14 protein-coding genes are annotated in these 14,467 nt (G+C 30.0%); 4 read left to right on the plus strand and 10 right to left on the minus strand.

Features of this window, described 5'->3' with window-relative positions:
- Window positions 1-6: 6 nt before the first annotated feature.
- The 10 genes from msbA (H3S88_RS10115) to H3S88_RS10160 all read right to left on the minus strand — a co-directional run bounded on the left by msbA (H3S88_RS10115) (window position 7) and on the right by H3S88_RS10160 (window position 12,490).
- Window positions 7-1,779, minus strand: coding sequence for a lipid A ABC transporter ATP-binding protein/permease MsbA (gene msbA / locus H3S88_RS10115; RefSeq protein WP_198228795.1), 1,773 nt, complete (start codon window positions 1,777-1,779; stop codon window positions 7-9).
- A 17-nt stretch (window positions 1,780-1,796) separates the two neighbouring features.
- On the minus strand, window positions 1,797-3,542 hold the full coding sequence (gene msbA, locus H3S88_RS10120) for a lipid A export permease/ATP-binding protein MsbA (RefSeq protein ID WP_232352572.1): 1,746 nt from the start codon (window positions 3,540-3,542) through the stop codon (window positions 1,797-1,799).
- 115 nt (window positions 3,543-3,657) lie between these two features.
- Window positions 3,658-4,728 carry a glycosyltransferase gene (locus H3S88_RS10125; RefSeq protein WP_198228794.1) on the minus strand — a complete coding sequence of 357 codons (1,071 nt, stop codon included), beginning with the start codon at window positions 4,726-4,728 and terminating at the stop codon, window positions 3,658-3,660.
- 292 nt (window positions 4,729-5,020) lie between these two features.
- Entirely contained in the window at window positions 5,021-7,189 is a 2,169-nt protein-coding gene (locus H3S88_RS13455) for a glycosyltransferase (protein WP_198228793.1), read from the minus strand.
- Between the two features lie 16 nt (window positions 7,190-7,205).
- Window positions 7,206-8,000 (minus strand): glycosyltransferase family 32 protein, encoded by a 795-nt coding sequence (locus tag H3S88_RS10135; protein WP_198228792.1) that lies wholly within the window; start codon window positions 7,998-8,000, stop codon window positions 7,206-7,208.
- 18 nt (window positions 8,001-8,018) lie between these two features.
- A complete protein-coding gene (locus H3S88_RS10140) occupies window positions 8,019-8,942 on the minus strand; it encodes a glycosyltransferase family 2 protein (RefSeq protein ID WP_198228791.1) in 924 nt (307 codons plus the stop codon).
- Between the two features lie 296 nt (window positions 8,943-9,238).
- Complete coding sequence (locus H3S88_RS10145; RefSeq protein ID WP_232352571.1) at window positions 9,239-10,492, minus strand: sigma 54-interacting transcriptional regulator; 1,254 nt, start codon at window positions 10,490-10,492, stop codon at window positions 9,239-9,241.
- Window positions 10,473-11,516, minus strand: coding sequence for a beta-N-acetylhexosaminidase (gene nagZ, locus H3S88_RS10150; RefSeq protein WP_198228789.1), 1,044 nt, complete (start codon window positions 11,514-11,516; stop codon window positions 10,473-10,475). Before nagZ ends, H3S88_RS10145 begins: the two co-directional genes overlap by 20 nt.
- A complete protein-coding gene (locus tag H3S88_RS10155; RefSeq protein ID WP_086326185.1) occupies window positions 11,516-12,139 on the minus strand; it encodes a penicillin-binding protein activator LpoB in 624 nt (207 codons plus the stop codon). The genes nagZ and H3S88_RS10155 overlap by 1 nt, the downstream gene beginning before the upstream one ends.
- 3 nt (window positions 12,140-12,142) lie before the next feature.
- On the minus strand, window positions 12,143-12,490 hold the full coding sequence (locus tag H3S88_RS10160) for an HIT domain-containing protein (RefSeq protein WP_039131330.1): 348 nt from the start codon (window positions 12,488-12,490) through the stop codon (window positions 12,143-12,145).
- 484 nt (window positions 12,491-12,974) lie between these two features.
- On the opposite strand from H3S88_RS10160, the gene rpsF reads away from it, so the two are divergent.
- From rpsF to rplI, 4 genes are read left to right on the plus strand one after another with little or no spacing between them, the layout of a single operon-like run.
- Window positions 12,975-13,358 (plus strand): 30S ribosomal protein S6, encoded by a 384-nt coding sequence (rpsF, locus tag H3S88_RS10165; RefSeq protein WP_065737505.1) that lies wholly within the window; start codon window positions 12,975-12,977, stop codon window positions 13,356-13,358.
- Complete coding sequence (priB, locus tag H3S88_RS10170; RefSeq protein ID WP_363317501.1) at window positions 13,345-13,650, plus strand: primosomal replication protein N; 306 nt, start codon at window positions 13,345-13,347, stop codon at window positions 13,648-13,650. The genes rpsF and priB overlap by 14 nt, the downstream gene beginning before the upstream one ends.
- A gap of 4 nt (window positions 13,651-13,654) precedes the next feature.
- The gene (gene rpsR / locus H3S88_RS10175; protein ID WP_025314965.1) at window positions 13,655-13,882 is read left to right on the plus strand and encodes a 30S ribosomal protein S18; all 228 of its coding nucleotides are present in this window, start codon (window positions 13,655-13,657) and stop codon (window positions 13,880-13,882) included.
- Between the two features lie 22 nt (window positions 13,883-13,904).
- Window positions 13,905-14,354 (plus strand): 50S ribosomal protein L9, encoded by a 450-nt coding sequence (gene rplI, locus H3S88_RS10180; RefSeq protein WP_039129438.1) that lies wholly within the window; start codon window positions 13,905-13,907, stop codon window positions 14,352-14,354.
- Window positions 14,355-14,467 lie beyond the last annotated feature (113 nt).

Below are 14,467 nucleotides of genomic sequence, written 5' to 3' on the forward strand. Positions count from 1 at the left end.
TGTTATTTAATCATTAAAATTACTTCTATACAATTTGGTGTAAACCCCATTCATATTTAATAATTCCGAATGATTGCCCTTTTCAATAATTTTTCCTTCACTCATAACTAAAATCTCATCTGCATTTTCAATAGTCGATAATCGATGGGCAATGATTAAAGATGTTTTTCCCTTTTGCAATTCATCTAAAGCTTTTTGTATAGCTCGTTCGGATTCAGTATCTAAAGCAGAAGTAGCCTCATCTAATATAAGAATTGAATTATCTCTTAATAAAGCCCTTGCTATTGCAATACGTTGACGCTGACCACCAGATAGCAAAACACCATTTTCACCAACTAAAGTGTCAAAACCTTTATCAAACTCCTTTATGAAAGCATAAGCATTGGCTTTTTTTGCTGCTTCCTCAATTTGATGTTGTGAAAACTCTCCAATTTTACCGTACGCAATATTATTAGCGATTGTGTCATTAAACAGATGAACACGTTGAGAAACTAATCCTATTTGGTTTCTTAAACAATATAAGGTAAAATCCTGTATATTAATTCCATCGATTAGAATTTTTCCTTGAGAAATATCATAAAAACGAGTTAGTAAACTAGCTATAGTAGTCTTACCTGAGCCAGAGCGACCAACTAAAGCAACTGTTTTACCAGCAGGAACAGAGAAACTAATATCCTGTAAGGCTAAATCATTTTTTGTTTCATAACCAAATGATACATTTTCAAAAACAATATCACCTTTTACTTTATCAACTTCAATAGAACCTTTATCATTCTCAACTGGTTGCTCTAATATAGCAAATAATGTTTGGCATGCAGCCATACCTTTTTGAAATCCGGCATTAACACTTGTTAAACTTTTTATAGGTTGCATCAAAGCAACTAATGATGAAAAAACAACAGTAAACTCACCAGGAGTAATATTCAATTCAGGATTACTTGCTGTTAATAATACAAATGCTATCGCAAAAGAAATAACCACCTGAACTATTGGTGTGGATAATGCTGATATTGAAACTAATCGCATACCATCGCGACGAAATTTATTGCTAACTTTTTCAAAATTCTTTGACTCTTCCTCTTGAGCACCAAATACTATGATTTCACGATGTCCTTTTAACATTTGCTCAATTGACATGGTAAGGTTACCCATTGAGTTTTGCATGTTTTTAGCTAAGCGCCTAAATCTAACAGAAATAAAGGTAATTAAGGCGATAACTATTGGAGTAATAATAATTAAGGACAAGGATAACTGCCAACTATTGTAAAACATCGTATAAAATAGGCCACAAATAAATGCGGATTCACGAATTATTGTAATTAAGGCATCTGATGAAGATGACGCAACTTGATCAGTATCATAAGTTATCCGAGAGAGTAATCTACCTGTTGAATTCTGATCATAATAACTTACTGGAGAATCAACAAAATGACTAAATAATTTTTGTCTAATTTTCATCACAATTTTTCCTGAAATTAAGGAAAGAAGAACTGAATAACCGTAATTGGCAAATCCTCGCAATAAAACTAGACCAAAAATATAGAAAGGGGCCATTAATAAAAACTCTTGGTCATTCATAGAAAAACCACGGTCAAGTAATGGGCGTAATAATGCAATTAAAGATGTATCTGCAAATGCGCTAGCAACCAGTAAAATAACAGAAATAAATAAAATAAATTTATGTTCTGCAATAAATGGCCACAATTTAAGAAAAGTTCGCCATGTTGATGAATCTTTATCGATATCATTTGTGAAATTGGACTTATTTTGTTTAGTCATATATTTTAGTTTCTATTTTAATCTTGTGATGAATTAAATTGCATTTTATGCATTTGTGCATAAATTCCATTTAAATTGATTAGTGATTGATGATTACCATCTTCTAAAACCTTACCATCATCTATAACTAAAATCCGATCGGCTTTCTCTATAGTAGATAAACGATGAGCAATTATAATTGACGTTCTATTTTTTTGTAAAATCTCAATGGCATTTTGAACAAGTTTTTCAGATTCATTATCTAATGCAGAAGTCGCTTCGTCAAAAATTAAAATTGGATTATTACGTAATAAAACACGAGCTATTGCGATACGTTGTCTCTGCCCTCCAGATAATAAAATACCATTATCTCCAATTTCAGTATCGATACCCTGCTCCAATTTATCAATAAATTCTAAAGCATTAGCAAACTTGGCTGCATTAATTATATCTTCTTTGCTATGAAGTTCTTTCTCTCCATAAGCTATATTCTCAGCAATTGTGCCATTAAATAAATGAACATTTTGAGAAACATAGCCTATCTGTTTCCTTAAGGAACTTAATGTATATTGTTGAATATTTATTGAATCTAATAATATTTCACCTTGAGTTACATCATAGAAACGAGGAAGTAAACTTGCAATTGTTGATTTTCCCGCACCTGAACGACCGACCAAAGCGATAGTTTGACCTGCTGTTATTTTTAAAGAAATATCATTAAGAGCTGGCGTACTTCTTGTTGGATAGGTATAAGTCACATTTTTAAATTCAATATCGCCTTTGACTTTATCCGCTACAATTGTACCATGATCCTTTTCCAAAGGTGAGTTCATAATACCGAATAAAGATTCACATGCAATTGCACCTTTTTGTAATTCGACATGTAAACTAGTTAATTCGCGCAAAGGACGCATTACTGCAACCATTGCAGAAAAAACTACAGTAAAAGATCCTGGTGTAATATCTAAATTTTGGCTTGCGACTAAATAAAGAATAAAACCTAGACCAAGAGTCGCAATTAATTGAATAATTGGTGTTGATAATCTAGAAACTATCTCTATTTTTAACATTCCTCGTCGGAAAGCATCGGTGACATTATCAAAATTGCGTTTTTCATACTTTTTAGCATTAAATATTAGAACTTCTTTATGCCCTTTTAGCATTTCATCACTTGCAATAGTTATTTGCCCCATACCTTGTTGCATTAATGCAATGGTTTGTCTAAATTTTTTAGCTATGAATTGAGCTATAAAAATAATGAGTGGAACTAAAACAATAAGAACTGAAGCTAATTTCCAGCTTCCGTATAACATAACTATACATAACCCAACAGCATATGTTATTTCTCGAATGATAATAATTAATGCATCAGAAGACGCTTTTGATAACATTTGGGTATTATAAGTTAAAATGGAAACGAGATCTCCGACAGATTGCTTATCATGATAACTTGTAGGACATCGAATTAAATGATTAAAAATCATTTGTCTAAATTTAGTCACTACTTTTCCTGATAACCAAGAAAGACAATATGTTGATAAATAATTAGATAGACCCCTTAATAAAATTAACCCAATAATTGCAATTGCAATTGCAATTAAAAGCGAATAATTTTTGTCCATTAAACCATGATCAAGCAATGGTTTTGTTAAAGATATTAATGTTGCATCTGTGGCAGCATTCAGCAAAAGACCTATTATGGCAAAAATCAAGGCTTTTTTAAAAGGTCTTATAAACGGCCATAGTTTCTTTAACGTTGAAATCGAGTTTAATTTTTCAGACATAATTTAAAGTATTCTAATGGTAAAATTAAGATCTATTATACAATAAATAAAGAGTTGCTCGTTAATTTTATTGGGCATTTATTAGGATAAGTAAATACTGATATCCAAAGCATTCTTATTTTGGTTTTCTTATTTTTATTTTAATACCAAGAAAACATATAATATAATATTTATCAGCATCCCAAATTCCAAAAAAACGTTGTTTTTTGTTCAAAAAATATAAATTAACTTTACTGATATTATGATATTTTTCATTAAAAAGTGAGGTTATAAAGCTATCATCTGAAAAATAAGATTTTAGATTAAATTTAAGAACAATTTCTGTCGATTTATTTATAGCGAATATTCGTTCATTTCTAGGTAAATACTTCAATGATTTAAACATTTTTTCCTGAAATAAGTCAATTAATACAGGCTTAAATTTTTCCAACAAATCCCATTTAAAAACAAAATCAAGTAAATACTCAAAGCATAATAATGGATCTAATTCATGTGAAGTTCTGTGATAAATTTTACCTTTCTTTTTATACTGACTCATTATAGAATTCGATCTTATTAAATAATGATAAAACTTATCATTCATAAAAAATGCAGAATCACTTACTAAAGCATAAGACCAAAAAAAAGGATTATCTTCATACCAAAGCCCATCTGGAAATCTGATTTTATATTTTTTTATAATGGAAAGTTTATATATTTTATTCCAAGTACAAACATCCATTTTTGTCATAATATCATTAGATAAACTTACCAAACCATGATATTTATGTTCAAAATATTGTTCATCTTGAATACGATCAACATTTACCTCATAAACAAGATCTGTTGAAAAATAAACAAGATCTATTTTAGGGCTGTCAAAATGTGATAATGATCTTTCATAAGTATTTAATTCTATGAAATCATCTGAATCAACAAATGCAATATATTGACCTTTGGCATGTTCAATTCCTATGTTTCGAGCTGAAGATAAACCACCATTTATTTTACTGATAATTCTGATTCGTTTATCAATTTTTTGATACATTTCTAATATACTTTGAGAATCATCTGTTGAACCATCATTTATACAAATAATTTCAATATTCTTAATCGTTTGATTAATCAAACTATCTAAACACTTTGTTAGATATTTTTCTGTATTATATACTGGAACTATTATTGATAAAATTGGTGAAATATTCATGTGAATTGTTATTGAAATTTTTTATGTGAAATATTTTTTACTTTATGAATCATGAGTATAAATTATATCAATATTGAAAACGAATAGTAAATTATTTAAAGTGAATTGATAAATACTTATAAAACAAATTTATTATACTATTTATCTTAAAGTAATAATCATGATAATAACAATGTATTATGTGTAATTAACAACTAAAAAGTAGTATACTTGCATTTAATAGTTCTACTTTTTAGTTGTTAATATTTTAAAAAGATAAAAAAATACCGATAAATATAATATTTTAAGACACCTATTTGCAGAGGCTTTTAATTTTAAGTAAATAATCTAGAGCTTCTTCAATTTCACAGATAGTCTTATTTTCTGGGTTAACATAAAAACAATAGTCAATATAAGAAATATAAAATAATTCTTCTAAAGATAATTGTCTTTTTCTACGAGAAAATGGTATTTTATCAATTGTTAGTCCCCATCCAGCATAAAAAGGTATACCGTAAACATAAACAGGTTTACCACACATCAATGCTTCTAATCCTATTATATCATTATGTACATATATTTCATCCATCTGGTTGATTAAATCAAATGGGTTAATATTATCTTCTACATATTTAATAGATAAATTACCATCTAAGTTTGCCAAAATACTTTTATAACGTCTAAGTTGTTTTTCACAACACTTATAGGAAAATTTAATGACTATGTTCCCGTTTGGATTATTGCAAACAGCTTCAATTAACATATCTTCAAAATTATAATTTATTTCATAGTGTTTTTTATAAATTTCCCAATCTGATTGGACAACAAGAACATTTTTCTTATTATCTTCTCTATAATTATTGAAATTACTATTATAATTATTATATTTTGATAGTTTCTTGTTAACGATTTCACTAATAACATTTTTGGATCTTAATAACTGCTTTTTATCTAGTTGAACTGTATTCAATAAGTTTTCAAGATCTGTTGCTACATTACCATCATTAAAATAACCTTGAGAATCAACCACAAATGAAATACATGAGCAAAATATTGGCATTGCTGTTCCATAAGGTGGTATTACATTACTTATAAACCCTGTAAAAATATAATAAAATAGTTTGTTTTGTTCCTCTGCTAGTTTCATTATTTCAGAAACGTTCTGATGCTCAAATGAAAATACCGAATTAGAATCATCTAAGTTATTTGTTAACTTTGCTAAAATTGATAAATTTTCAAAATAATATCTAAAATCATTTAGGTTAATTTGGTTATAAAATATTAAATTATTTTTGTTAGGTAGAAATCTTTCTTTTTTCTGTTTTGAAACATTTGAAACAATAATCTGTCGTAATTGGGATAACTCATCATACAAATAATTAAATTTGTTATTTGTATCTATAGCAAGTTCCTCTAATTTATTTTTAGTTATTCTTTTTTTTACTTTTATTCCTAATAAGCAAAAAATAGTACGATATGGTGAACGATATAAGCCAAATACTCTCTGCTTTCTCGTTATAAACTCAAGGTTCTCAATTTTATAATATTTTTGTTTAGATAATGCTCTAAAAAAACGATTTAAAGGAAATAATTTGTTTAAAGAAAACTTATTTATGATATCAGTTGATTTTTCTAGAATGTTTTTTACGTTTTTTTTCGATGCATGGTTAATTTCATCTCTAAAAACTTTTTCAAAATATTTTTCTAAAGTTAAAGCTACTTTATAAAACAAATTCCATTTAAAAATAAAAGATAAAAACTCTTCAAAGCATAACAGTCTATCATATTCATGAGATAGCTCATTAACTTTAGTTTTCTGAACTTTCATCGTTAAATTCATAATTGAATTTTTTCTACTTAAATAGTTATGCAATCTTTCTGGCATAAAATAAGCATAGTCACACACCAATGCATATGACCAGAAAAAAGGATTATCTTCATAGAGTTTACCTTCAGGGAATCTTATACCGTAATTGTTAATAATTGAAAGTTTATATATTTTATTCCAAGCACAAACATCTAAATAGTTAATAACATAGCTAGTTAATTTTACTAATCCGCGAAATTTGTGTTGAAAATAATCTTGATTGTAACGTTCACAACCATTTTCTTCCATTACTAAATTTGTTGAAAAATGTACTAAATCAACTTTATCATTAACAAATCTTGATAACGCTAATTCGTAAGCATTATTTTCAACATAATCATCTGAGTCAAGAAAAGTTATATAGTCACCTCTGGCATTTTCAATACCCATATTTCTTGCAGATGACAGCCCACCGTTAACTTTATTAAAGATTTTTATTCTAGGGTCTTTTTTAGCATATTCATTTAAAATAATATGTGAATTATCTTCTGAACCATCATTTATACAAAGGATTTCAATATTTTTGAAAGTTTGGTTAACAAGACTATCCAAACATTTTCTTAAATATTTTTCTGTATTATAAACAGGTACTACAACAGTTAGTTTTGGTTGCACGATTAAATATTCCTATTTAGATAGTGATAAATGCATATTTTTTTTTCTTAAATGAAAACGAAGCCAATATTCTATTTGGTATCGTTTCTTGCTTTAATTTAACAAATACAACTTTCTTATTTACTTTAAATTTGACTTTATAGGGTTGTTCTAGCTCTGTATGTATAATTTCATCGTTACTGTCATCTTTCCAAGAAGCATAAAATTCATGAACACAATAATTATCATAACCTTCAATTTTTTCGCAAAAATAATGGGAAGGAAAAATGACTTCTTTTGACGAAATATTTAAAGTATCAAATTTATTATATGGTTCAGCTACTAATTTTTTATTTTTTAATAAGGTGGTTATTCTTTCAACATTAGTTGTTACATCTGGTTCTCCATTTATAATAAACTTATTATTTTCATAAGAATCTAATATTTCTTTAATAAAAAGATTATTTTTAGCTGCCCCTAAAGTAGCTGTTGAGATAGGATGGATTATTTCTCTCCAGTTTTCATAACATGAAAAAAAATCCAAATTGAGAAAAGGATCAAAAGATTTAGACAGAGTTATATCTGTATCTAAATAAATTCCTCCTTCATTAAATAAAGCATAAACCCTAAAAAAGTCAGCAACAAATGCAAATTTTCTAGCTTGATATGCCTCTTTGACGTACTGATTATTTGTTAAATTAAGATGACTATCGTTCCACTCAACAAACTTATAATCAGGAAGTTTCTTTTTCCAATCTTGGATATTATTTAAAACTTTTTTTGGCTTAGGATTATTACCGAACCAACAATAATGTATTATTTTAGGAATCATAATTAATAAAAATCTCCGTCATTTATTAAAAAAATCAAATAAATAAATACCCAAAGAAAAAGAAAATACTTTTTTCATATAAGATTTCGGTAAATTTGAGTGCCTAAGTAAATTTAACAATGTATCTTTAGTAACACTCCCCCCCCAATCCAAATGTTTTCTTATCATGTAGAAAATAGCATTATATTTGTTTATGTTTAACTTATTTTGAAACATATATTGCAATATTGAATAAATAACTATAGCCCTATCGACATTATTACGTCTTTGTACATCTAAGGATGGGTTATTACATTGAGAATTTTCGTTAAGTTTATTATAAATATAGTAGGTTCTATTTGTATAAAGCAATTTTTCCGAATTAATTAAATATATTGAATTGAAATAAAAGTCTTCAGCAAAACCAAAATAATTATCACACTCCAGAAACTGATGACCAAGATTTCTTATTTTACTTAAATTAAACAATTTTGCATAAGGGGCAGGGAAAGAATCATCACTTAACATATAAGTTATCTTTTTCCTTGTATCTAGTGATACAAACTCTTTTTTAAAAAAAGAATTTTTAACCAATCCCTCATGTTTTTGATGATAAATATCACAAAATACACAATCTATATCATTTTTATATAAATTTACCAAAACTTCGAAATAATTACTAGGAATAATGTCATCTGAATCAACAAATGTAATCAATTCACCCGTTGATTTTTTGATACCTAAATTCCTTGCTTTATGGGATCCACCATTCGGTTGATAAAAATATTTTACTCTGGAATCATACTTAAATTGTTCACAAATCAAACCGGTAGAATCGGAACTTCCATCATCAATAATTATCAACTCATAATCTTTAAATGATTGAGAAAGGATGTTCTTGATACAAACATCAGCATATTTCTCAGAATTATACATGGGTAAAACAACTGAAAGTAATTTCATATCTAATCCTAGCTAGATAAAGTAGAAAACTAAATGCCAACTACTGAAAAATATAAAAGAGAAAGATAAGGTATAAAAAAGAAAATGTTTAATTGAATCTCGCAAGCATACTCTATTCTATAAACAACCCTGATTTTGAGTGAATAATATAGTTGCTTAACCTCAATGTATTATGGATATATATACAATATGATTAATCAACTATATAAAGAATAACATATAGAAATTTACCAATACTATTCTACTATAAACTAAGAATAATTGAAAAATGAAATATATTCCAAACATTTTCTATTTTAACAAAAATCTTCCTCTCTTATTCCATAATCCCTAAGCTTATTAGCAATTGAGGTATGGGATACGCCTAATCTTTTTGCAAGTTTTCTTGAGCTTGGATATTCAATATACAAGCTTTTTAAGACTTCTTTTTCGAATTGTTTAGTCATTTCATCAAGTGTTTTGTTCTCAATATTGTTAATCCAAGAAACTTGAGTCGAAGTTATCGCAGGAAGAACAATATCTTTTACTGTCAATTGTGATGACGTCAACTGAGCTAATGCGGAATAAAGTACATTTTTAAGCTGTCTTACATTACCCGGCCAAGTGTAGTGAGTTAAATAAGGAATAACATCCTGATTTACTGTTGGCGGTATAATACCTTGCTTATGAGCAAATTCATCAATAAAAATATGTGTAAGTGGAGCAATGTCATCTTGACGTTCTTGAAGTGAAGGTAAATTTAAAGACAACACATTCAAGCGATAATAAAGATCTTTCCTAAACTTTCCTTGTTCCACTAATTCAGCTAAATCAACTTTAGTCGCACAGATAATTCTAACGTCAACGTAAACTTCGTTATCATCACCTACTCTTCGAAAATATCCGTCATTGATAAAACGTAATAATTTGGTTTGCATTTGAAATGACATTTCATCAATGCCATCAAGTAATACAGAACCGCCGTTTGCTTGTTCAAAAAAACCTTTTTTACTTTCTAGTGCGCCAGGATAAGCGCCTACAGCATGACCATAAAGTTCACTTTCAACCACATCATCAGGCATAGCAGCGCAATTTAGACCTAAAAAAGTTTGATCACCTCTAGGACTATATTGATGACATGCGCTAGCCAACAAATCTTTACCAGTACCTGTTTCACCTGTAATCAATAATGGCTCTCGTTGCATTGAAAATGCTTTAGCCTGAGCGATCAATTTTTGCATTGGTTGACTTTGGTCTGCAAAAATATCAAAAGCATGATTACCAACGACATTAATTTTTGATAATCGTTTTTTTAGATATTCAACTGGTTGCAAAATGAATGTAATTTTGAATGATTCATTAATTTTTTGCAATAAAAAATACTGAGAATTTAAAACAATAATCGTATCATCTTGGACATCCAAATTAACGGAATTATCAAGCGAAAATACATTATGATAATTAAAAGGTTGATTCAAATTTAACAAATCAGACGAAATCAGTTCACCAGCTTGTTGATTATAGTTAATTAATTGTTGGTCATTATTGATTTCAATGATTGCTGCTTGCATAATCTGCCCATTTCTCATTTAGTTTGGTTAATTTATCACGACGATGCCGCCACTCAAGGCTTTTAGTTAATTCATCAAAGGTTATTTTAGTGTTGGATAATAGGTGTTTTGCTTTATTTGTTGCTAAAGGCTGAGTTTTATCCAAAATCATCAGCTGTTCTAAAATCGCTAATGAACCTTGTCGATTATTACAAGCTAAGAGTAGATCACAACCTGCAGCTAACGCAGCCTGTGCTCGCTCTGCATGATTTCCCATTACTGATGCACCCTCCATAGATAAATCATCAGAAAAAATCACACCTTTAAAATGTAACTGTTCTCGAAGCACTGTTTTGAGCCAGTATGACGATCCACTAGCTGGTTTATCATCAAATACTGGATAAATCACATGTGCTGGCATAATTGCATCTAGTTTATTATCTGAGATAAGTTTCGAAAAAATTTGCATATCGTGTTCAATCACTGATTTTTCACGATCATCAATAGGCGTTTCTTTATGTGAATCAGCAATAACATGACCATGTCCCGGAAAATGTTTACCTGTAGTTTTCATTCCCGCCATATGCATACCATCAATCATAGATGAGGCAATTTGATAGGCAATGTCAGCATCATAATGAAATGATCTTGTGCCAATAGCTAGACAGTCATGACCTAAATCTAAAACGGGTGCGTAACTAAGATCGATATCAAAAGCAATCAGCTCCATAGCTAATATCCAACCCGCATCAAATGCTAATGATTTAGCATGTTCAAGATCGTTAAGTGCAGCAAAAGCTTGGGCTGGTGGAATAAGAGTAAATCCCTGTTTAAAACGTTGAACTCGCCCACCTTCATGATCGACCGAAATTAATAATCGCTCATTCGATGCTGCACGGATCTGCTTTATCAACTCGCTCAATTGTTTTGGTTCTTGATAATTACGGCTAAATAGAATTACACCTGCAACCAATGGATTTTGCAGTAGTTTCTTATCATCATCGGTTAGAGTTATGCCATCAAAATCAATCAACAATGGACCCATTACTCACTAGCCTCACTTTGTTGATTATCATTGGTACTTTGCTTAGAAAAATCTTTAGATGTTACTCGATTTAATATTTCACCTGTTTGGGTTGAAATTAATTCCATAGAAAGATTAGCGTCATTATTTTCTGTTGGTATTTTGTAAATGGTGGTAAAAAGTACATAACCAGCATTCATTGATTTGGCTAACCCAATCATTTTACCTCTTGAAACCAATTTATCATCAGGTGAAATGCCTAATGCTTGTTTAGTTTGGTTGATAGATTGTCTACTAGCGATAGTGAATTTATTTTGTTTATTCATTAATTGATGTAACGCTTCATCAATTTGGTTATTTATCAAATAATCACCACTGCGATTTTGAATATCACTAATTAACAAAACTTTGTTTTCATCATTCAGAGAAGATGAATCATTTATCAGTTTATTTGTAAATGGTGACAAAATTGTATTCCAATCCGTTTTCTTAGTAATTAAAGGTGGGGTTTCAATTACATCTCCATCAGTTGGATTTATAATAACAGGAGGCGTCATGGTGTCACCCTTATTATCTAAAAGATGACAACCCGTTAAAACAAAAGCTATTGCCGAAGTAACAACTATGCGTTTTATCTGTTTCATACATTAACCTATTAATCGACCTAATTTTTTTCCACCCAATAAATGCATATGGATATGAAAGACTTCTTGCCCAGCATCTTCATTACAATTAACAATTAAACGATAACCACTTTTATCAATGCCTTCTTGCTTTGCAATTTTTGCAGCAATAATCATCATATGTCCAAGTACAATTTCATCTTCTTCTTGAACGTCATTAACGGTGGGGATAAGTTTATTTGGAATAATTAAAATATGCGTCGGTGCTTGAGGCGATATATCACGAAAAGCAGTCACTTTATCATCTTGAAAAACAATATCAGAAGGAATTTCTTTCCGAATAATTTTACTAAAAATTGTTTCCTGAGTCATCATAGTTCTCCTTTTGTTGTATGCCTAAAAGTAAAAATTTACATTAGGTTAAGCATAACATATTTTGACATTAATAATGTATAGATATCGTTACATTTTAGCGTTCAGTCATCTATTTCAATATAAAAAATAATGGTAACACTAACCTACTCACTATTTTAGTAAAATATTTATGTTTAATCAGAAAACAACAACATTATTGTCAAGATTGATTAACCAAAACAATTTTTAAATATAACTATAACATATTTTTTGTAAAAATTATTCAGGAGTCTATACCGTTTCATTGTTATTTTAGTCTAAATTTAACTTCTTAACATAAATTTAGACACGGTATGGGAACATCCTTAATATATTCATTTGTCAATTAAAATAAGTTGATATATAATGCCCCGTCGATTTCAACCGCTTATTTTCATGTTCCTTGCTTTCAATGGGTTGCGGTTGCCCCGACAGAAAGCTGATTAATCCGTAGGGAGCGATAATGCGTCATTACGAAATAGTATTTATGGTTCACCCAGATCAAAGTGAACAAGTACCGGGTATGATTGAACGTTATACTGGTACATTAACCGCTGATGGTGGTAAAATTCATCGTTTAGAAGATTGGGGTCGTCGTCAATTAGCCTATCCTATCGAAAAACTGCACAAAGCACATTATGTGTTAATGAACGTTGAAGCAACTCAAGAAGCTGTGAATGAGCTTGAAGATAACTTCCGTTTTAATGATGCGGTAATTCGCAGTTTAATTATGCGTACCAAAAATTCTGTAACTGAAACTTCACCTATGTTAAAAGCTAAAGATGAGCGTCGTAACTCTGAAGAAGATTTTAGCGAAGTAAACATGGACGATGATTCGGACGAATAATCGTTTAGTGTTATCGGGTATTGTAAAAAAAACACCGATACAAAAAATGAGTCCAAGTGGGATCTCGCATTGTCAGTTTTATTTAGAACATGTTTCTGAACAAATTGAAGCAGAACTTACCAGACAAGCATGGTGCATAATGCCCGTAATTGTTAGTGGACAACAAGAGTTAAGTTACATAAAAAAAGGCAGCAAAGTTTTAGTGAGCGGTTTTATAAGTACCCACACAAAACGCAATCAAACAAGTCAACTTGTTTTGCATGCTGACCAAGTTAAACTATTAGGAGAATAGCCAAATGGCACGTTATTTCCGTCGTCGCAAATTCTGCCGTTTTACAGCAGAAGGCGTTAAAGAAATTGATTATAAAGATGTTTCTTTATTAAAAAGCTATATCACAGAAAGTGGTAAAATTGTACCAAGCCGTATTACTGGTACTAGCGCAAAATATCAACGTCAATTAGCTCGCGCTATCAAACGCGCTCGTTACTTGGCATTATTACCATATACTGACAACCATCAGTAATTAGCAACAGAGGGAACATATAATGCAAATTATTCTACTCGATAAAGTTGCTAATTTAGGCAGCTTAGGTGATCAAGTTAATGTTAAAGCGGGTTACGCACGTAACTTTTTAATTCCACAAGGTAAAGCAGTACCAGCAACTAAAAAGAATATTGAATTCTTTGAAGCTCGTCGTGCTGATTTAGAAGCAAAACTTGCTGAAACATTAAAAGCCGCTGAACAACGTGTTAACGAAATTAACGCACTTGAAAAAGTAACCATTGCTTCTAAAGCTGGTGACGAAGGTCGTTTATTTGGTTCTATTGGTACTCGTGATATCGCTGATGCAGTTAAAGCTCGCGGTGTTCAAGTATCAAAAAGCGAAGTTCGTTTACCAAATGGTGTATTACGTACAACTGGTGAACACGAAGTGTTCTTCCAAGTACACAGCGAAGCTTTTGCTAAACTTATTATTGAAATTATTCCTGAATAATTATCATTCAATAAAAAACCCGTCAAACTGAAGTGACCCCATAAAGTTGGACACTTTTATTAAGCGGCTTGTAAGGCCTGATTTCGATATTCAACCGGAGTCAGGCCTTTTAA

The sequence above is a fragment of the Gilliamella sp. B14448G11 genome, from assembly GCF_016101765.1.
GTDB classification, from domain to species: Bacteria; Pseudomonadota; Gammaproteobacteria; order Enterobacterales; family Orbaceae; genus Gilliamella; species Gilliamella apicola_N.